13 protein-coding genes and 2 pseudogenes are annotated in these 19,673 nt (G+C 69.9%); 5 read left to right on the top strand and 10 right to left on the bottom strand.

What is annotated here, in order from left to right:
- Nucleotides 1–559, top strand: a pseudogene (locus ACVNF4_RS17660) (glycosyltransferase family 39 protein); the annotation flags it as partial.
- Here ACVNF4_RS17660 and ACVNF4_RS17665 read toward each other — a convergent pair.
- Nucleotides 556–1,041 (bottom strand): MarR family winged helix-turn-helix transcriptional regulator, encoded by a 486-nt coding sequence (locus ACVNF4_RS17665; RefSeq protein ID WP_461803779.1) that lies wholly within the window; start codon nt 1,039–1,041, stop codon nt 556–558. The pseudogene ACVNF4_RS17660 and the gene ACVNF4_RS17665 sit on opposite strands and share 4 nt — an antisense overlap.
- Nucleotides 1,042–1,188: 147 nt before the next feature.
- On the opposite strand from ACVNF4_RS17665, the gene ACVNF4_RS17670 reads away from it, so the two are divergent.
- Nucleotides 1,189–1,602 carry an organic hydroperoxide resistance protein gene (locus tag ACVNF4_RS17670; RefSeq protein WP_461803780.1) on the top strand — a complete coding sequence of 138 codons (414 nt, stop codon included), beginning with the start codon at nt 1,189–1,191 and terminating at the stop codon, nt 1,600–1,602.
- 80 nt (nt 1,603–1,682) lie between these two features.
- Here the strand turns inward: ACVNF4_RS17670 and ACVNF4_RS17675 are convergent, their stop codons facing one another.
- From ACVNF4_RS17675 to ACVNF4_RS17695, 5 genes are read right to left on the bottom strand one after another with little or no spacing between them, the layout of a single operon-like run.
- The gene (locus ACVNF4_RS17675; protein ID WP_461803781.1) at nt 1,683–3,344 is read right to left on the bottom strand and encodes a hypothetical protein; all 1,662 of its coding nucleotides are present in this window, start codon (nt 3,342–3,344) and stop codon (nt 1,683–1,685) included.
- Between the two features lie 22 nt (nt 3,345–3,366).
- Nucleotides 3,367–4,641: a hypothetical protein gene (locus ACVNF4_RS17680; RefSeq protein ID WP_461803782.1), complete on the bottom strand. Its 1,275-nt coding sequence runs from the start codon at nt 4,639–4,641 to the stop codon at nt 3,367–3,369.
- Nucleotides 4,638–6,788, bottom strand: coding sequence for a bifunctional glycosyltransferase/CDP-glycerol:glycerophosphate glycerophosphotransferase (locus ACVNF4_RS17685; RefSeq protein WP_461803783.1), 2,151 nt, complete (start codon nt 6,786–6,788; stop codon nt 4,638–4,640). Before ACVNF4_RS17685 ends, ACVNF4_RS17680 begins: the two co-directional genes overlap by 4 nt.
- 1 nt (nt 6,789) lies before the next feature.
- Nucleotides 6,790–8,955, bottom strand: a complete 2,166-nt coding sequence (locus tag ACVNF4_RS17690; protein WP_461803784.1) for a bifunctional glycosyltransferase/CDP-glycerol:glycerophosphate glycerophosphotransferase — start codon at nt 8,953–8,955, stop codon at nt 6,790–6,792.
- Nucleotides 8,956–8,988: 33 nt separating this feature from the next.
- Nucleotides 8,989–11,232, bottom strand: a complete 2,244-nt coding sequence (locus ACVNF4_RS17695) for a bifunctional glycosyltransferase/CDP-glycerol:glycerophosphate glycerophosphotransferase (RefSeq protein WP_461803785.1) — start codon at nt 11,230–11,232, stop codon at nt 8,989–8,991.
- 956 nt (nt 11,233–12,188) lie between these two features.
- On the opposite strand from ACVNF4_RS17695, the gene ACVNF4_RS17700 reads away from it, so the two are divergent.
- The 3 genes from ACVNF4_RS17700 (at nt 12,189) to ACVNF4_RS17710 (ending at nt 15,770) form a co-directional block, all read left to right on the top strand.
- Complete coding sequence (locus ACVNF4_RS17700; protein ID WP_461803786.1) at nt 12,189–13,193, top strand: NAD-dependent epimerase/dehydratase family protein; 1,005 nt, start codon at nt 12,189–12,191, stop codon at nt 13,191–13,193.
- 38 nt (nt 13,194–13,231) lie between these two features.
- A complete protein-coding gene (locus tag ACVNF4_RS17705) occupies nt 13,232–14,482 on the top strand; it encodes a DegT/DnrJ/EryC1/StrS family aminotransferase (protein ID WP_461803790.1) in 1,251 nt (416 codons plus the stop codon).
- Nucleotides 14,483–14,654: 172 nt separating this feature from the next.
- On the top strand, nt 14,655–15,770 hold the full coding sequence (locus ACVNF4_RS17710) for an MFS transporter (protein WP_461803787.1): 1,116 nt from the start codon (nt 14,655–14,657) through the stop codon (nt 15,768–15,770).
- A gap of 28 nt (nt 15,771–15,798) precedes the next feature.
- Here ACVNF4_RS17710 and ACVNF4_RS17715 read toward each other — a convergent pair whose 3' ends face one another.
- The 4 genes and pseudogenes from ACVNF4_RS17715 to ACVNF4_RS17730 all read right to left on the bottom strand — a co-directional run.
- The gene (locus tag ACVNF4_RS17715) at nt 15,799–16,641 is read right to left on the bottom strand and encodes a carbohydrate ABC transporter permease (RefSeq protein ID WP_461803788.1); all 843 of its coding nucleotides are present in this window, start codon (nt 16,639–16,641) and stop codon (nt 15,799–15,801) included.
- Complete coding sequence (locus ACVNF4_RS17720; protein ID WP_461803791.1) at nt 16,638–17,918, bottom strand: carbohydrate ABC transporter permease; 1,281 nt, start codon at nt 17,916–17,918, stop codon at nt 16,638–16,640. Before ACVNF4_RS17720 ends, ACVNF4_RS17715 begins: the two co-directional genes overlap by 4 nt.
- Before the next feature lie 40 nt (nt 17,919–17,958).
- Complete coding sequence (locus tag ACVNF4_RS17725; protein ID WP_461803789.1) at nt 17,959–19,329, bottom strand: ABC transporter substrate-binding protein; 1,371 nt, start codon at nt 19,327–19,329, stop codon at nt 17,959–17,961.
- Between the two features lie 161 nt (nt 19,330–19,490).
- A pseudogene (locus tag ACVNF4_RS17730) lies at nt 19,491–19,673 on the bottom strand (FtsK/SpoIIIE domain-containing protein); the annotation flags it as partial.

Here is a 19,673-nt window from a genome sequence, read left to right on the forward strand (position 1 = left end):
CGACGTGCCGTCCACCGGGCAGGCGCCCGCACGCAGGCGCGTGGTGCTCCAGGGGGCCGTCGCCCTCGTGGGGGTGCTGGCGATCGCCGGGGCCTTCGCGTTCCAGCTCCCGAGGCAGCGGTTCGAGCGGACGACGGCCTCGCGCTCGGACAACCTCCACGAGGTCGGCGCCGCCGCCGCGCGGATGATGCGCCCCGGGGACCCCGTGATGTACCTGCCGGAGATCTCGCGCCGCTCGGAGCTGGCCTACCCCGCCGACTTCCGGGGCACCCGGGACATGACGCTGGCCGTCCCGGGACCCGCCTCCGGGACGCTCTACGGGACGAACCTGTCCCCCGAGGAGGTGCGCGCCGCCTTCCGGGGCGTCGACCGGCTCTGGGTGGTCTCCCAGTCGTACACCCTGTGGAAGGGCAGCCGGTGGGCGCCCACCGAACCGGTCGAGAAGACCAAACTGGAGATCCTCAAGGACGATTTCGTCGCCGCGCGGCCCTCCCGGGTGGCCGTCCTGCACGGCACGGTGATCCGGCTGTACGTCCGCAAGGACCGGGGCAGGCCCTAAGGGCGGGACTCTTCGAGGGCCGCCTCGTCCAGTGCGGTGGTGAGCGCGTCGAGCTGGCTCTTGAGGAGGCGGATCTCGTCCGGGTCGAAGCTCGTCGCGGACAGGATGCGGCGCGGTACCTGGCGGGCCCGCTCGCGCAGGGCGGTGCCCTCGTCGGTGAGGAGCACCTCCACGGAGCGCTCGTCGCGCGCGCTGCGCTCGCGGCGGACGAGGCCGGCCGACTCCAGGCGCTTGAGCAGCGGGGAGAGGGTCCCGGAGTCGAGGCGCAGGTGCTCGCCGAGCTTCTTGACCGGGAGGGGGCCCTCTTCCCAGAGGACCAGCATCACGAGGTACTGGGGGTAGGTCAGGCCGAGGTCCTTGAGGACCACTCGGTAGACGCCGTTGAAGGCGCGCGAGGCGGCGTGCAGGGAGAAGCAGATCTGGCGGTCCAGGCGCAGCCAGTTCTCTCCGGCTGCGGCGGGCGTCGGCGTCGTCGGGCTCATGGGTCAAGAGTAGCTCTCGCGAGCCATTCAGTTGTGCACAACTTAGTTGTGTGCTCTACTTATCTCCGTGAGGCGGTCCGGACGCGGAGACGCGGAAGGGCCGGCCACCCCCCCCGTCACGACATACCCAGAGGGATGGTTCGAACCATGGACGCGATCTACACCGCAGTCGCCACCGCCACCCACGGCCGCGACGGCCGTGCCTTCACGAACGACGGCAAGATCGACGTCGCGCTGGCGCTGCCGACGGAGCTCGGCGGCAACGGCGAGGGCACCAACCCCGAGCAGCTCTTCGCCGCCGGTTACGCCGCCTGCTTCGGCAGCGCGCTGGGCCTCGTCGGCCGTAACGCCAAGGTCGACGTCAGCGACGCCGCCGTCACCGCCGAGGTCGGCATAGGCAAGCAGGGCGAGGGCTTCGGCCTCAAGGTCACCCTCCGCGTGGAGCTGCCCGACACCGTGGACGAGGCCACCGGCCGCAAGCTGGTCGAGACCGCCCACCAGGTCTGCCCGTACTCCAACGCCACCCGCGGCAACATCAAGGTCGACCTCGTCATCGAGTAATCGTTTCGCCTCGGGGTGGGTCACCCGACCCACCCTCCCCGGCGGCCCCAACGGCCCCGACAAAGCTCCCCGAAGGCCCCTCAGGCCGTCCGGTGGGCCGTTCCGTCCAACATCCCCCGGCTGGACGGAACGGCCCTCCAGGCGCCCTGTGGGGCCTTCGGCGTGTCGGAGCGGGGCGCGTCCGCCTCGTACCGGACCCGCGCCAGCACCTCCCCCGTCCGCCTGCTCCACGCCACCACCACCGCCTCCTCCGGCACCCGATGCCACCGCGTCAGCAGCAGCCACCGCACGCGGTACCGGCGCCCCAGCGCGGCCCGCTCGGCGAAACCGGCCGTGGGGGACAGGTACGCGCGCACATCCGCGAGGCGTGCCGCGCGCACCCCTTCGGGGACCGACGCGTCCGGCCAGACAGGGGCGGCCAGGTTCGCGCCGTAGCCGGCGATCGCGTGGACGGCGTGATAGCCGTCGGTGACGACGACCTCGCCGGGGCGGATGTACCGGGCGGCCCAGTCGTACGAAGGCCAGTCAGGAGGCTGGTCGAAGCCGACGGGGTCCAGCGCGCGCGGGACGACGGCGCCGGCCTGGACCGTCCAGAAGCCCAGGCAGACGGCGAGGGCCGCGCACCCCGCGAGGATCCGGCGGCCGGGGTGCCAGGGGCGGGGCGCGGACAGCTCCACGGCCAGCGCGAACTGGAGCGGCACCAGCGCGAGCCCCAGCACGCGCCCGTACGTGTAGTGGCCGCTGAACCAGCCGTACGCCACCACCGCGCACTCCGAGGCGAACAGCAGCACCAGAGGATCGCGCGCCGAGCGCCGAGCCCGCGCCCACAGCGCCGGGAGGCCGAGCAGGGCGAGCCAGAAGTGACCCCACAGGTCGAGGTACAGCCGCTTGTGGATGCCGTCGACGCCGGTGTCCCCGGCCAGCGCGAACACGTCGTACCAGGGCCAGGCCGCCGCGACGACGACCGCCACCGCACCGGCCGTCACCCACCGCGCGAGCGCGCCGGACCGCCACCCCCGCTCCCACCCCAGCACGAAGGCGGCACCCCCGAGGAACGCGGCCACCGCGGTGATCGGATGCACCAGGAGGACCAGCCCGTACAGCGCCCCCACAGCGGCGTACCCGGTGAAACCACGCATCCCGCGCGGGCCGACGAAACGCACCCGGCGCACGTCACGCGCGCGTGCACCCGTCAGGGCCCACGCCCAGAAGGTCAGTCCGACGGCGAACGCGGACGGATAGGGCAGCGTCCCGGTCATCGACATCAGCCCCAGATAACCGCTCCACCAGGCACGGTCGGTACCCCACAGGAGCGTCATCGCGGCCAGTGCCAGCACAGGTGCCCAGGGACGCGGCGTCAGCACCCGCACGAGCCGGCCGAGCCCGGTGAGCAGCACCAGCAGGTTCAGCGGGGCGGCGAGCCGCAGCACCTCCCAGCCCGTCAGCCCGGTCAGCCGCGCGAACACGGCCTGCGCGAGCGCGTACGGCGAGTAGTACGGGCTGCCGGTGCCCGGCAGGTCGGCCGTCGGGTGGCGCGGGTTCAGCAGATCCGCCTTCAGCCGCTCGACCACCGCCGCGTGCTGTCCCGCGTCGCAGCACAGCGGCACCCGCCAGCACGCCAGCGTCATCACGATGAAGAACCCGAACCCGACCACCTGGTAGGGGCTCGGCCGCCATACCCGGCCACCGCGCAACGCCGTCGCCCCGCGCGCGGGACGACGGGTCAGGGCGTCGGCGCTCACCGGGCGGGGGAGAGGAGGGGGATCAGCGGCATTCCGAGGGTGTTCCCGGCGAGGGGACCGGCTTTAGCTGACGATCACCCGGTCGGGTGATCACATGAACGCCGTCACGTTCCAGAAGCAACGGCACCCCCACCACCGCCACCACCCACACCAGGACCACCAGCCGCCCGCCCCAGATCCCGATGTCCGGATGCCCCGCCTGCGTCAGTACCCCCGTCCCCGCCACGGCGACCGCGAACACCCCGAACTCCCGCCGCCGCGCCACCCCCCACACCCCGGCCGCGACGGAAACCAGCAGCAACGGCTCCCACAACTGCCGCCGCAGCCACTCCACCCAGAACCGCCCCTCCAGCCGCACCAGCTCCACCCACGGCCGCGCCCGGTCAGGCTCCGCGAAATGCCCGGTCAGCAGGTCCTGCACGCTCTCCGAGGCCGACGGAAAGTGCAGCAGCCGGGCCAGCACGACCGTCACCGCGGCCCCACCGAACCCCACCCACGCGACCACGAGCACCCGGCGCCGACCCCACAACAGCCGGCAAACGGTTGCGGCAACACCGAGACACACCCCGAGGAACAGCGCCTGCGAGTGCTTGACGGTGAACAGCGCGGCCAGCGCGGCACCGGTCAGCCAGATGCCGACGACACTCCGCCCGCCCTCCAGGACCAGCGCGCACCCCCACAGGGCCGCCAGCGTGAGCGCCAGCATCAGACCCTCGGCCATCGGGCGCATCGCGGTCGTGCCGACCGGCAGCGCGTAGTACAGGCCCTGCCCGGCCAGACACGCGAACGGCGGGGCACGCAGCGTGCGCAGGACCAGAAACACCAGCAGGCCCCCGACGACAGCCACGGTCACGCTCGCCGCCCACACCCCCCACGTCACCCCGAACACCGCGAGGAACGGCACCAGATACACCGGATACCCGGGCCGCGCCTCGAAGATCCGCATGAACCGCGCGGACGCGAACGGCACGGTACGGCCCCCGACCTGACCGGCCCGGAGCCGCGCGTCGACCGCCCGCCACTCCTTCGCCCGGCACGCGGCGGCGACCCGCGCCCCCGGGTCGGGCGCACGAAACCGGGTGACGTCCACACCCTGCCGCCGCGAGGCCGTCGCACCCCGGCCCGCGCACACGTAGTCGATCGTCGCCGAGGCGGCGGCCCGCTTCCCGGCGCCGCCCAACGACAGCGCGTACGACAGGTAGTTCTTCGTGTCGGGCGTGTCCCGCCCGGTGACGACCGCGAGTTGGCACACGGCGAACAGCGCCGCCAGCACCAGCACCCACGCCCGCGTCCTCACCCGCCCGCCGCCGGCATCCGCACCGGCATCGACTCGCCGAGCAGCAGAGTCCGCACGACACGCTCGGCGGCACGTCCGTCGTCGAACACGCAGAACCGCGCCCGGAACTCCTTGCGCAGCAACGCCGATTCCTCGTCCCGCCAGCCCCCTGACGCGAACAGCTCCGCCAACTCCCCCTGGTTCCGGGTGACATGGCCGGGCGGCTCGGCGGTGACGTCGAAGTACAGACCCCGCGCGGCGGTGTACGTGGCGAGGTCGTCGGCGTGCAGGACGATCGGGCGGTCCAGGTTGGCATAGTCGAACATCAGGGCCGAGTAGTCGGTGACGAGGACATCCGACGCCAACATCACCTCCTCGACGTGGAGTTCGTCCGTCGCGTCGACCAGCACCCCGCGCCGGTGCAGCTCGGTGAGCCCCATCCCGCGCACCGGGCCCGCCGCGAGCGAGGGGTGCAGCCGGACCACGAGGGTGTGGTCCTCGCCGAGGCCGGCGGCGAACCGGGCGAGGTCGATCCGGTCGACGTGCCCGCCCCGGACGTGGTCGCGGCGCGTCGGGGCGTACAGCACGACGGTGTGCCCGGCGGGGATGCCGAGCCGCTCCCGGACGGCAACTCCCGTGTCCGGAGCGGCGGTCACGAGGACGTCGTTGCGTGGGCTGCCGGTGCGGGCGGACGTGAAGTGGCAGGGGTAGGCCCGCTCCCACACCAGCTCCGAGTGCGGGTTGGCGACCAGGCTGTGGTCCCAGCGGTCGGCCTGCCGCAGCATCCTCGGCACGTCCACGCCGTAGCGGGCACCGGGTTTGGCGAGGAGGTCGGCCGCCATGTACTTGAGCGGGGTGCCCTGGTGGGTGTGGATGTGCGTGCTGCCGGGGCGCTTCACGAGTGCGGCGGGCCAGGTGACGTTGTTGACGAAGTACGAGGCTCTGGCGGCGAGTTGCCGGTAGGCGCGGGAGTCGGGCAGGACCCGTTCCACGCCCTCCGGGACCGGCGTCGCGTCGTCCCGGACCACCCACACCCCGCGCAGGTGCGGGGCGAGCTCGCGGGCCTTGTGGTAGATCGCGGCCGGATCACCCAGGACGCCTCGGTGGGAGAACGCCGAGTACAGCACCAAGTCGGGGTCCAGCGGCCGGTTCAGCCGGGCCTGGGCGACGGTCCGGCGGGCCCGGGGGAGGGTCGCCCTGCGCAGCCGCATGCGGAGAGCCTCGGTGCGTCGGCGGGCCAGGTAGGACGCCCAACTCCCGTACAGGACCCGCAGTTCGGGCGGGATCGACTCCTCCTCCGGGCGGTGCGCGCGGAACAGCTCGGCCGTGCGGCGGAAGAACTCGGCCTTGTCGGCGGGCGGCAGCCGGTTCGGCCTGCCGAGGATGTCGAGGCAGTGCTCACCCATCTTGCGGTGCAGGAACGGACGCCAACGCGCAAGCTCCGGACGGGAGTCGAGGAACGCGAAGACCCGGCCGTACTGCTCGTGGACGTCGAAGTGCTTACGGCTCGTGGTGGAGAGGATGCTGCCCTGGCGGCGCTGCCGGTACAGCACGCAGATCCGGTCGAGCAGCGCGACCCGCCCGGCGCTGAACAGCAGCGGGAACGTCCACGGCGTGTCCTCGTAGTAGCCCGGCGGGAAGGTGAGGCCGAGGCGTTCGACGAAGTCGCGGCGCTGCACCTTGTTCCACGCGACCATCATCAGGTCGAGGATCTCCGGGAGTTCGGCCACCGAGAACACCTCGTCGGTCCGCGCCAGCAGATGCGCGAGGACGTTCCTGCGGACCCCGCCCCACCAGTAGGAGCGGGCGTAGTCGAAGACAAGGACGTCCGGATCGCCGCTCTCCGCAAGCCGGTCCGCGATCGCGGCCAGGGCTCCAGGGGTGAGGGTGTCGTCGCTGTCGAGGAAGAACAGGTAGTCACCGCACGCGAGTTGAGCCCCTGCGTTGCGGGCGCCGCCGAGGCCGGCGTTCTCCGGCAGGTGCAGCACCCGCACCCGTTCGTCGCGGGCCGCGTACGCGTCGAGGATCGCGCCGCTGTCGTCCGGCGAGCAGTCGTCGACGGCGATCACCTCGAAGTCCCCGAACGTCTGCCCCAACAGCGAGTCCAGACACTCCCGCAGGAAACTCCGGACCTGGAAACAGGGCACGATCACACTGAAACGAGGCACGTCAGCTCCTTGCCTGCGACGCCGCCGGGGCGGGGGTGCGCTCCGCGAGCGGGATCAACGGCGGCAGCGCTTCCGGGGGTTCACCGAGCAGCACCCTGCGGACGACCCGCTCGGCGGCCAGACCGTCGTCGAACTCGCAGAACCGCGCCCGGAATTCGGCCCGCAGCGCCGCCGACTCCTCGGACGCGTACGCCTTCCCGGCGAAGATCCGGGCCAAGTCCTCCGGCGTCCGCGCCACCGGCCCCGGCGGCGCCCCCGGCAGATCGAGGTACACGCCCCGCGTCTCGGCGTACACCTCCCAGTCGGGCACGTACACCACGATCGGCCGGTCCAGGTTGGCGTAGTCGAACATGATCGACGAGTAGTCCGTCACCAGCACGTCGGCGGCCAGGCAGACCTCCTCGGCCGACGGATGCCCGGTGACGTCGATGACCTGACCGGCCCCGAGCCGGGGACCCCGGTCGTAGTAGTAGTGCGCCCGCAGCAGGACGACGACGTCCTCACCGGCCGCCGCGGCGAACTCCGCGAGATCCAGGCCGGTTTCGAACCCGGAGTGGTAGTCACGGTGCGTCGGCGCGTACAGCACCGCCGTCCTGCCGTCGGGAACCCCCAACGTCCGTCTGATCGCGGCGACTTGGTCGGCGGTCGTCGAGTAGAAGACGTCGTTGCGCGGATAGCCGTACTCCAACTGCTCGTAGGAGCCGGGGAAGGCGCGTTCCCAGATCCGGGTGGAGTGGCGGTTGGAGGAGAGGTTGAAGTCCCAGCGGTCCACCTTGCGCATCAAGGTCGTGTAGCTGCCGGTGACCGACGCGACCACCGGATAGGTCGCCTGGTCGACGCCCATCTTCTTCAGGGGGGTGCCGTGCTGGGTCTGGAGGTGGACGCTCCCCTCACGTTTCGCCACGGCCGCCGCGAAGTTGGCGTTGTTCACCAGATAGGTCGCCGTGGCCAGCAGTTCCCCGGCGCGACGGCCGCCCAGCGTCGCGTGCTCGACGCCCTCGGGGACCGTGTGCTCCCGGCCGCGCTCCACCAGGAACACCGACCTGATGTGCGGGGCGAGTTGACCCGCCTTGGCGTGGATCGCCGCCGGGTTGCAGACGTACCCCCGGCCCCAATAGGCGCAGTACACCGCGAGGTTCGGATCCAGGGGAGGCGGCGCGGACGGCCGCTTCCAGCGCGGGAGCCTCAGCGCAGCCGCCTTCCGGCGGGCCTTCTGCACCGCCCCGAACAGGGTGAACGCCCCCGCCGACAGCAGGAGATGCTGCACCCCGAGACTCCCGCCCGGCCTGCGGAACCCGGCGGGCCGGTACCGCCGGTACATCCGCCCGGCCCGCCGGAAGAACGCCCGCCGCCGCCACCCCGTCAGCCGGTCGGGGTGCGCGGCGGTCTTGAGGACGGCGGCGAAGAGCTGCTCGAACAACGGCCCCGACCGCTCCGGGACGAGCTTGAGCCGCACCGCCCGCCACAGCACCAGCTCGGCCTGGTCGAGGAGTTGGAGGTGATGCTCGCCTGGCAGGTTCAGCCGCCCGCCCTGCCGGCGCAGCAGATGCCGTACGACGACCTTGCGCAGCAGCGCGACCCGCTCGGCGTGCAGCGTCACGAGCCCGCCGAAACCGACGTCCGTGAAGTGCCCCTCGGGAAACTCGATCTGATGGTCCGCCAGGAAGGCCCGCCGGTACACCGCGCTCCACGCCGGGAGTCGCACGCCGGTGAGGTGCGGGGCCTGCGCCGGGGTGAACACCCCTTTCGGGGCACGGGACTTGGCCGTCGGGTTGGTCGGCTCGCCCTCCCACCACGGGAGGCGTTCGTGCTCGACGTGCAGGACGTCCAGCTCACCGGTCTCCTTGAGGCGCCCGGCCACGGAGGCCAGCGCGTCCGGCGTCAGCCGGTCGTCGCCGTCCAGGAACAGCACGTACGTCCCCCGGGCCGCGCGCAGACCCGCGTTGCGGGCCCCGGACAGCCCGGCGGGCGGCGGCGAGTGGACCGGGGCGATCCGGGTGTCCCGGTCCGCGTACCCGGCGATCACGGCGGCGGCCGGGCAGTCGGGGCCGTCGCAGACCGGGATCAGTTCGAAGTCCCAGAAGCGCTGGGCGAGGACGGAGTCCAGCGCGAGGGAGAGCCGGCCCGCGACGCCGTGGGACGGGACGATGACGCTGAAACGGGGCATGCTGGTCTTTCTGTGTTCTTTCCGTCCCGGACTTCAACTGCTCTGGGGTGAAAGGGAGTCGACCCCGGCCGGCCGGGGGATGCCGGGCCGGGCCGAGGCCGCCGGGGTACGCCCCGCCGGGGGCACGAACGGCGGCAGCGACGCCGGGTCCTCGCCCAGCACCACACGCCGCACGACGCGTTCGGCGGCACGGCCGTCGTCGTACGGGCAGAAGCGGTCGCGGAAGGCGGCGCGCAGTTCGGCGGAGCGGGAGCCGCGCCAGTGGCCGGTGGCGAAGATGTCGATCAGTTCGTCCTCGCTGCGGGCGACCGCGCCGGGCGGGAAGGCGCGCAGGTCGAAGTAGGTTCCCCGGGCCGCCTCGTACGCCTCCCAGTCGTCCGCGTGGATGACGATCGGCCGGTCGAGGACCGCGTAGTCGAACATGATCGACGAGTAGTCCGTGACGAGCGCGTCCGCCGCGAGGCAGAGGGACTCGACGCTCGGATGGCCGGTGACGTCGATGACCCGGCCGCCGCGCGGCAGGACGTCCGGCTGCCAGTAGTGGGCGCGGGCCAGGATCGTGAACCCCGCGCCGAGCCGGGCGAGGATCCGCTCCAGGTTGAGGGCGACGCGCTGCGAGCGGCGGTAGTCGCGGTGGGTGGGGGCGTAGAGGATCGCGACCGTGTCGTGCGGGATGCCGAGCGAGGCGCGGATGCGCGACACGTCGTCCGAAGTCGCCTGGAGGAGAAGGTCGTTGCGGGGGTAGCCGGTCTCCAGGGTCTGGTAGCCGCCCGGGTAGACGCGCTCCCAGGTGAGCGTGGTGTGGCGGTTCGCGGAGACGACGTAGTCCCACTTGTCGACGCCCCGCAGCAACTCCGCGAAGTCCAGGTCACGGCTGGCCGCGGGGTGGTCCTGGAGGTCGAGGCCCATGTGCTTGAGGGGGGTGCCGTGCTGGGTCTGCACGAAGACCTGGCCGGGCCGTTTGACCAGCCTGCGGTCGAAGTTGACGTTGTTCACCAGGTAGGCGGAGCGGGCCAGCGCCGTCCAGTAGGCGGCCGTGCCGGGGGTGATGCGACGAGGGCCCGGCGGAATGGTGTGCTGGTGCTCGGAGTTCGCGATCCACGCCGTGCGCACGTGCGGCGCGAACACGCGGAACGCGGACTCCAGGGCGGCGGGGTTGCAGGCGTATCCGCGTCCCCAATAGGCCGAGAACACAGCCGAATTGGTGCGCAGGGGCAGCTTCAGCTGGATGCGGTAGTGGAGTTGGAGCAGCGCGGCCCGCAGCGCGCGCCCGGCCTTCGCGGAGAGCCCCCGGACCCGGCCGCGCAGAGCCGTCGCCGACTGGACGGCCCGGTAGGTGCGGTGCATGCCGAAGTGGACCAGGGAGTGCCGGAGCCGGGAGCGCAGCGGGACCTTGGCGCCGGGGACACGGTAACGGCGGTAGTGCGTACGGGCGTTGCGCAGGAACTCGGCGCGGGCGTCCTCGGGGAGGCGGCCGGGGCGGGTGAACACCGTGGAGAGGTGGTCGACCATCCGGCGGAACAACACCGGCCGCCAGCGCGCGAGCCCGGGGCGCTGGTCGAGGAACGCGAAGACACGGTCGTACTGGTCGAAGACGTCGAAGTGCTGACGGCTCGTCGTGGAGAGGATGCTGCCCTGCCGGCGCTGCCGGTAGTGCACGCACACGCGGTCCAGGGTCGCGATCGACCCGGCGGCCATCAGGGCCGGGTACGTCCAGGGCGTGTCCTCGTAGTAGCCCGGCGGGAAGGCGAGGCCCTCGCGGGCGGCGAAGTCGCGGCGGACCGCCTTGTTCCAGGCGACCATCAGGACCCGCAGCAGCCCCGGACGGTCCTCCAGCCGGAAAGGCGCCGGCCCCGACTCGGTGAGCTGGCCCGCGAATCGGTCCCGGACCCGTTCACCCGTCCAGTGGACGCTCGCGTGGTCGTAGACCAGCACCTCCGGCTCACCCGTCTCCGTCAGCCGGTCGGCGATCGCCCGCAGCGCGTCCGGGGTGAGGGTGTCGTCCCCGTCGAGGAAGACCAGATAGTCGCCGGTGGCCCGCGCGATCCCCGCGTTGCGGGCGCCGCCGAGACCGGCGTTCTCCGGCAGGTGCAGGGCGGTCACCCGGGCGTCCCGGGCGGCGAACTCGTCGATGATCTCGCCGCAGGAGTCCGGCGAGCCGTCGTCCACGGCGATCAGCTCGAAGTCCCGGTACGACTGGGACAGCACCGAGGCGAGGCACTCGTGGAGGTACGCCTGGACCTTGTACGCGGGGACGATGACACTGAACCTGGGCAACGGGGACATCCATGGGTCGGCGCGGGCGTTCTGCCCGGCAACGCGCTCCCACGTGCGTTGGTTACGCAGGGTTACGGCATCCGGGGGACGCGCCGTGCGCGCGGCGGACGACGCGTCCCGGGGTTGTGCAACCGCTTGCTGAAACGCGAGGCGCTCGCCGCACCCTCCCCCACAGGAACGGAAGACGCCGAGGCGCGTGATCGCAGGGCCGCCCAGCGGCAGCACGACCCGGATCATGTCGCAGATGACTGAATCGAGTTGTTCACCGTCGGCGCCCGGATCGGTATGGTGGCGAATGATGCTGTCGACGACCGGCCAGGCGTGGAGAGAACTGACAACCCGCGAGTCAGAAGAGCCCATAGGCGATTTCACCAGCCCGGCAAGTGCGGGAAGTGACCGCGACGGGCCGCGAAAGTCTCCTGAAGTGCAGCCCTTCGGTGGAGGACGGTTTGCATCTGAACATTGCGCAAGCTCGGGTGACAGCAGACCGCATGGACGTCGGCCACCGAGAGGGTCTGGGTGCGTACGTAACTTTGTTGGACCCGCAATGGCCGGTCGAGGCTGAGCGCCTCGACACCGCCGTGGACGAGATCAGGTCGGTCCCTGCGCGCATGGCTTCGGACGTGAGACTTGCGGCCACGGACAGGCCGGGTCGTCCACGTGGGAGCCTGCCTCGAAGACGTGGGTGAAGCCTTCAGGGCGAGGACCGGTGAGGGCAACGTGGCCGTGACCGCTCTGCTGCCCTCACCGCCGTACGGCGTCGCCGACTGCGAGCCCGTCGGCACATTCCCGGTGCGTCCTTGGCGAGTCGATCGGCAGCGGTCCCGGCGGCGGAGCGGATCAGTTGAGCGCCGTCGAGGGTCAGACCTCCGTGAGATGCGAGAAAAAAGGATGAAGCAGCTGTTTTGATCCACGCGTCAGAGACCAGCGTTCTGCAGGACTATGAGGAAGTGGTGGTGACCGGCGGAGCAGGGTTCGTCGGGCGTCATCTCGTCACGGCATTGAGTCACTTGGGCAAGAAGGTCGTCGTCGTCGATCACGCCGTTCTCGACGAGGATGTCGCTTCTCTGCCCGGGGTCCGTCATTCACGTGCTGATTTACGCGACTACGGCGAAACTCTCCTCGCTCTTCAGGGAGCGGACGTCGTTTTTCACTTGGCGGGAAACGCCAGCGGGACTCTGTCCGTCGAGAAACCGCGCCTTGACTTCCATCTGAACGCGCTCGCGACCTGTAATGTCGGCAGCGCCTCGCTCGAACTTGGAATAAGGCGGCTGGTCTATCTCTCCTCCGCCATTGTTTACGGCACCCCTCAGCACACGCCTATACGTGAAGAGCACCCCACTGGGCCGTTCCTGCCCTACGGGGCGTCCAAACTCTCGGGTGAACTCACGCTGCGCAGCTTGCACCAGACATCAGGACTGCCGGTCGTCATCGGTCGATCCTTCGTGATCTACGGTCCGGGCGAGGATCCACGCCAGGCCGGCGGTGAAGTGTCGCAGTTTCTCCGCTGGCATCTCAACGACCGGCCGATTCCGGTCGTCGGGGACATCGATCGCAAGACACGAGACTTCATCCACGTCGACGATCTGTGCCGCTCGCTCATCGCGCTCGCGGACCGAGGGGCGGACGGCGAGATCTACAACTTGGGCAGCGGAACCGAAGTCTCCATGCGTCAATTGGCCGAAGCTGTAGGGGAGGCCACAGGCCGGCCCGCGCTTCTGGAGGTGGACGACAGCAGTCTCGAAGACAGTTTCACCCTCGTGGCCGACATATCGAATCTGGCCGCGCTCGGCTTCGAACCACAGGTTTCGCTGCCGGTGGGGCTGGCCGCGCTCGCCAAGAAACTGGGACGTTTTCCCGAGCTTCCATCGGCCAGGGTGATATTCCGCAAACAGCCGTCTTCGAGAAGGGTTTTGGCTCCCCGCTTCGGCGAAGCGGAAGTGGTGACGACGAATTGCTAGCGGTGGACGGAGGGAAGAAGGTCATACCTGACGGCGCGGTGGCGCCGTGGCCGTACATTCTCGACGAAGACCGGAGGGCTGTACAACGAGCCCTGGATCAAGCGGCTCCCTGGCACTGGCCGATGAAGACTGTCCAGGAACTGGAAGACGCCTGGGCGCAGTTCACGGAGATGCCCTACGTGCTTGCCGCCAACTCTGGAACAGCCGCGTTGCACATGGCCGTAGCCGCAGCCGGCGTCCAGCCGGGCGATGAAGTACTGGTGCCCGCCGATACTTTTCTCGCCTCGGCTTCCAGTGTCCTCCAGGCGAACGCCATCCCCGTCTTCGTCGACACCGACATCGAGACGTTCAACATCGACCCCGGCCTGATCGAGGAGCGGATCACGGATCGTACTCGCGCGATCATCGCGGTTGACCTCAACGGATTGCCGGCCGATTACAACGCGCTGTGCGAGATCGCCGACCGCCATGGTCTGCCTCTGATCGAGGACGCTGCCCAGGCTCACGGTGCCACTTATCACGGTCGGCCTGTGGGTGGCCTTGGCACCATGAGCGGAGCTAGCCTCAACGGTTCCAAATGTCTGTCGGCCCTCGGTGAGGGAGGGCTGTTCGCGACCCGTGACGCGGATGAGCACCGCCTCGCGCGCAGAGTGCTGATGTTCGGCGAAGAACTTCCGGACCAGACTCGCGACTACAACGCACGCATCATGGGGTGGAACTACAGGATCGACGTACTCGCCGCGGCGTTCGCCCGCTCACAACTCGCTCGGCTGCCGGAGATGTCCCGCATCCGCCAGGCCAACGGGGCGGCGCTCACCGCGGCGCTCTCCGACATACCAGGCATCAGAACGCCAGCCGTACCCGACGGCCTCACGCACGTCTATTTCTTCTACCCGCTCCTGGTCCGTCCAGAAGACCTCGGTCTGGAAGACATACCGGTGGACGCGTTCCGGGACGCGGTGGAACAGGCGGTGAACGCGGAAGGGCTCGGCATCATGCGCTGGCAGCCTCAGCCCGTTCCGGCACAGACCCTGTTCCAAGAGATGCGCGGATACGGGCGCGGCTGCCCGTGGTCCTGCGGCCACGCGGCAGGGGGGCACAGCTACCGGCCCGAGGAATACCCGGTGGCAGAGGAGATCTGCCGGCGCAGGCTGGTCCTGGGGCAGAGTTTCAGTTCCCTCGGGCCGCCGAACGACGAACGGATCATGCGGATGTTCGCCGAGGTGTTCCACAAAGTACTGGTGGAAGAACGCGACGCACTCGTCGCACGTGCCCGCCGCGCTGTCTGAAACCGAACGGAAGGACGCACGATTTATGAGGAACAGCCCGGACGGAGCGGACGGCCGGACTCTGGATTCATCGGGCCCGCAGGCAGCCCGATCCGGCACGCGGAAGCCTGTGATCGGCGGATCAGCCGATCAGCCCGGGCCTCCTGTCTGGACATCCGCGCGGCTGCGGGCCATGTGCGTCGCCGTTTCCGCGCTGTTCTTCATCACCGGCGCGGCCTTTGCCACCTGGGCTTCCCGCGTCCCCGCGATCCAGGACCGGCTGGAACTGTCCGAAGGCCGTCTGGCCGTCGCGCTGGTGGGACTGAGTGGCGGAGCGTTCCTCGGCCTGCCCCTCGTAGGCGGCCTGGTGGCCAGGTACGGCAGCCGACCGGTGCTGTTCACCGGAATGACCGTCTACCTGGCTGCCCTGGCCGCCCTGCCGTTCGCCCCCACCCTTCCACTGCTGACCGTGGCCCTGGCCTTGTTCGCCTGCGGCAACACCGCCGTCGATGTCGCCATGAACACCCAGGGGGTCCTGGTCGAACGCGCCTACGGACGCGCTGTACTGGGGGGCTTTCACGCCATGTTCAGCCTCGGAGGGATCGCAGGCGCCGTGGCCGGCAGCGTGGCGGCCTCCGCAGGCCTGAGCACCGGCCCACACTTCGCGATCACCGCCGTGGCGCTGTACGGGGCGGCAGCCGGTACGGCCGTTTTCCTGATCCCCGATCCGCCGGAGCGAGCCGACCCGGGCCCTGTTTTCGCCCTTCCCGGCGCAGGGTTGTGGATCCCTGGGCTCGTCGCCTTCTGCGCCCTGATGGGAGAAGGGGTGATGAACGATTGGGGCGCGGTCTATCTCCGCGACGTGACCGAGGCATCACCTGGCGCGGCCGGAGTCGGATTCGCCGTCTTCTCTGCCGGAATGGTCGTCGGCCGCCTCTCCACCGACAGGATCCGCGCCCGAACCGGCACCGTACGGTTCACCCTCGGATGCGCTCTCGTGGCCGGAGTCGGAGCAGTGGTTTCAGTCTCCCTCCCCACCACCAGTGCCGGGTTCGTTGGCTACGCACTCCTCGGACTCGGCATGGCGGCAGTCATCCCCGTGATTTTCAGCTACGTCGCCAGGCTTCGTCCGGACTGCCCCGGACCCGCGATCGCCTCGGTCTCCGCGATCGGATACGTCGGATTCCTGGCGGGACCTCCCCTCATCGGCGGCATCGCCGAGTTCGCGAATCTCCGGGCTGCCATGCTCGTCCTGTCGGCGCTGATGGCGACGATGGCAGTGCTCTCCCTCAAACTGCGCGATGGCTGACGCCCCTGCTCCCGGATCGTGCGGCAGTTCAGTGCAGTGCCCCCGCCATCACCCCCGACACGAACTGCCGCTGGAACGCGAAGAACACGGCCAGCGGGATCACCATCGAGATGAACGCGCCCGGCGCCAGCACGTCGATGTTGTTGCCGAACTGCCTCACCTGGGTCTGGAGCGCGACGGTGATCGGCTGGCTGTCGGCGTCCGTGAAGACCAGGGCGATCAGCATGTCGTTCCACACCCACAGGAACTGGAAGATGCCGAGGCTCGCGATCGCCGGACCGCCCAGCGGCAGCACGACCCGGGTGAACAGACGGAGTTCACCCGCCCCGTCGAGCCGCGCGGCCTCCAGCAGTTCACGCGGGATCTCCGCGAAGAAGTTGCGCAGCAGGAACACCGCGAACGGCAGCCCGTACCCCGTGTGGAACAGGATCACCCCGAACACCGAGCCGAACAGCCCCAGTTTCCCGAAGAGTTCGGCGATCGGGATCAGCGCCACCTGCACGGGCACCACCAACAGCCCCACCACGCCCAGGAACCACCAGTCCCGCCCCGGGAACTCCATCCACGCGAACGCGTACCCGGCGAGCGCGCCGATCACGACGACAAGGACCGTCGCCGGCACGGTGATCAGCACGGTGTTGAGGATCGAGTCCGTGATGTCACTGTTCTCCAGCAGCTTCTTGTAGCTCCCGAAGGTCAGTTGGGACGGCTCGGCGAACACCTTCCACCAGCCGCTCGCCCCCATGTCCTCCGGCGCTCGCAGCGACGACAGCAGCAGCCCGACCGTCGGCACGAGCCAGAACAGCCCGACGACGACCAGAACGACGCGGACGGCACCGCTGTTGACCTTCTCGACCACCTTCGCGATCACCGCCGCACCTCCCGCCGCAGCCGCCGCACGTTGAACCACATCACCGGGATGACGAGCAGCAGCAGGAACACCGCGATGGCGCTCGCGATCCCCGGCTGGTCCTCGGAGAAGCCCTTGCGGTACAGCTCCAGCGCGAGGACGTTCGCGTCGTCCTGCGAGGAGCCCGGGGCGATGATGAACACCAGGTCGAACACCTTCAGCACGTTGATCATCAGCGTGACGGTGACGACGGCGAGCACCGGCGCGAGCATCGGCACCGTGATCCGCCGGAACACCTGCCACTCGTTCGCCCCGTCCACCCGCGCGGCCTCCATCAACTCCCTGGGCACACCGGCGAGTCCGGCGGCGATCAGCACCATCGCGAACCCGGCCCACATCCAGATGTACGACCCGATGATCGCCGGGGTCACCAACGACGGGCCCAGCCAGTCGAGTCCGTTGTAGGGGGCGCCGAAGTTGCTGCCGGGAAGCCTGAGTTGCGCCCCGTCGGCGGAGGCGGGCAGCGTGAAGGAGCCGTCGTCCGCCGCCTTGGCCGAGGCGACGACCTTGCCGTCCTTCACCGCCTCGATCTTCATGCCGGCGTACCCCAACTCCGAGGGATCCGGCTGCCCGAGGCGTCCGACGCCCTTGCCGCGCGTGAAGTCCTGCCAGGCCGTGCCGGTGACCTTGCCGGGCTCCGGCGCCTTCAGCTCGGCGCGCTTCGCGTCGTCCGGCAGCTGGTCGGGAGCCACGCCGACCAGCGGCAGGGCGACCGGATCGCCCACCCGTACCGGGGACTTGGTGATGAAACCGTCCCCCTGCGCGATCAGCGGCGAGTCCCGTCCCGGGTGCGCCTTCGGGAACGCCGAGGACTGCGCGAACGTGTCGTGCACGCCCACCCAGACCGCGTTCGCGACGCCCTTGTCCGGGTCCTGGTCGTACACCAGCCGGAAGATGATCCCGGCGGCGAGCATCGAGATCGCCATCGGCATGAAGACGACCAGCTTGAACGCCGTTCCCCAGCGCACCCGTTCGGTGAGCACGGCGAAGACCAGTCCGAGCGCCGTCGTCAGGGTGGGTGCGAACACCACCCAAATGACGTTGTTCTTCAGGGCGGTTCGGATTCCGTCATCCGAGAAGAGCGATTTGTAGTTGTCGAATCCGGCGAAGGAGTCGCCGGACTGGTCGTAGAGGCTCCTGACGACCGAGTACCCGATCGGGTAGACCACGAGCGCGCCGAGCAGGACCAGGGCGGGCAGCAGGAACAGCGCCGCGACCCATTTCCTGGTGCCGGTCACGCTCTTGCGGACCGGCACGGCCGACTGAGTCGACACCGCGTCAGTTCCCGTACGCGGCGGCTGCGTTCGCTTCCAGCTTCGCCTGCGCGCCGGCCACGTCGGACGGGTTCTTCAGGAAGTCCTGGAGGTCCTTCCACTCACCCTTCCCCGGTGTCCCGCCGAACGCCTGCGGCGCCTGGTCGGACATGTCGAAGCGGAAGTCGTCGCCCGCCTTGATCAGCGCCTCGGCGATCGTGCGCTGCACGTCGTTCGGGTACGCCGAGAACGCGACGCTCTTGTTCGGCGAGAGGTAACCCCCCAAACCCGCCTGGATGGTGGCCGCGTCCGGCGAGGCGAGGAACGCCGCGAGGGCCTGGGCGCCCGGCGAGTCCTTGAAGATCACCGCCGCGTCACCGCCCGAGACGACCGGCGTGGTGGCGCCGACCTTCGGGAACGGGAACACCTTCGCGTCCGTCCCGACCTTCGCCTTCGTCTGGCCGATGTTGACCTGGACGAAGTCACCCTCGTAGACCATCGCCGACTTCGGCTGGTCGCCGCCGGTGAACGTCTGCGTCACCGAATTGGGGAACTGGAGTTGCAGCGAGCCGTTCGCGCCGCCCGCCAAGTACTCCTGCTTGCCCCAGACTTGTGCAAGCGTTTTCAGCGCCTCGGCGACCGAGGGGTCCGTCCACTTGATCTCGTGCCTGGCGAGCTGGTCGTACTTCTCGGGGCCGGCCTGCGAGAGGTAGACGTTCTCGAACCAGTCGGTGAGCGGCCAGCCGTCCGCGCCCGGCACGGAGAACGGCGTCACCCCGGAGTCGTAGATCGTCTGCGCGGTGGAGAGGAGTTCGGGCCAGGTCTTCGGTTCCTTCGCGCCCGCGTTCTCGAAGACCTTCGCGTTGTACCAGACCAGCGACTTGTTGGCGGCCTTGTAGTAGACCCCGTACTGCTTGCCGCCCACCTTGCCGATGTCCTGCCAGCCCTGCGCGTAGTTCTTCCGGACCTCCTTGAGCGCCTCGCCCGTCACGGGCTTGGCCCAGCCCTTGTCGGCCGCCTGTTTGATCGCGCCCGGCTGCGGGAGGAGCGCGATGTCCGGCGGTTTGCCGCCCGCGATCTTCGAGCCCAGGAAGTTGATGATCGGGTCCTGCGCCGGGACGAACGTCACCTTCGCCCCGGTCCGCTTCTCGAACTCCGCCAGCACCTTCTTGAAGTTGGCCTGTTCACCGCCGGACCAGACGGCCGCGACCTCCAACGTGGTGCCGTTCAGCTTCGGAAGGGTGAGACCGCTTCCCGTCGTCTCCGTCCCCTTGCTGCTGTCTCCGCCCGACTTGTCGTCCCCGCTGCCGCCGCAGGAGGCGAGCGAGAGCGATAACGCCCCCGCGAGAAGGGTCACGGCCGCCGTCTTCACGGTTCTGCTGGTGCTGCTGCGCATCACTGCCCCGTGGGTTTGCTGACTTATGGACTTTGGTCCTACGGGTCTACGCCGGGTGGAGGGGGTCGGCAAGACCGCGAACGGTGTCAAGCGGGTGATTGTGACGGCGTCGTGATGACGGAAGGTGGTGAAGAGGGCGCGAGTTGAGGATCTGTCAGGTGTCAGAGGGTCAGCAGCGGAGCCACCTCCGCCGCCGACACCTCCTTCGCCGCCCGCTCCAGCGCGCTCGCCAGCAGCGCCAGGTCCGTCGGGCCGTTGCCCAGCTCGCGGACGGGGCGGCGGGCCGGCGGATCGCCCATGCGGTGCCACTCCAGGGGCGTGACGGTCGGCCGCAGCGTCGCCGT

It is taken from the genome of Streptomyces sp. S6, from assembly GCF_054880855.1.

What these genes read in the sequence shown, in the direction of transcription:
- ACVNF4_RS17670 (WP_461803780.1), top strand. Translation starts at nt 1,189, where the DNA reads ATGGACGCGATCTACACCGCAGTCGCCACCGCCACCCACGGCCGCGAC.
- ACVNF4_RS17665 (WP_461803779.1), bottom strand. Translation starts at nt 1,041, where the DNA reads ATGAGCCCGACGACGCCGACGCCCGCCGCAGCCGGAGAGAACTGGCTG.
- ACVNF4_RS17710 (WP_461803787.1), top strand. Translation starts at nt 14,655, where the DNA reads ATGTGCGTCGCCGTTTCCGCGCTGTTCTTCATCACCGGCGCGGCCTTT.
- ACVNF4_RS17725 (WP_461803789.1), bottom strand. Translation starts at nt 19,329, where the DNA reads ATGCGCAGCAGCACCAGCAGAACCGTGAAGACGGCGGCCGTGACCCTT.
- ACVNF4_RS17690 (WP_461803784.1), bottom strand. Translation starts at nt 8,955, where the DNA reads ATGCCCCGTTTCAGCGTCATCGTCCCGTCCCACGGCGTCGCGGGCCGG.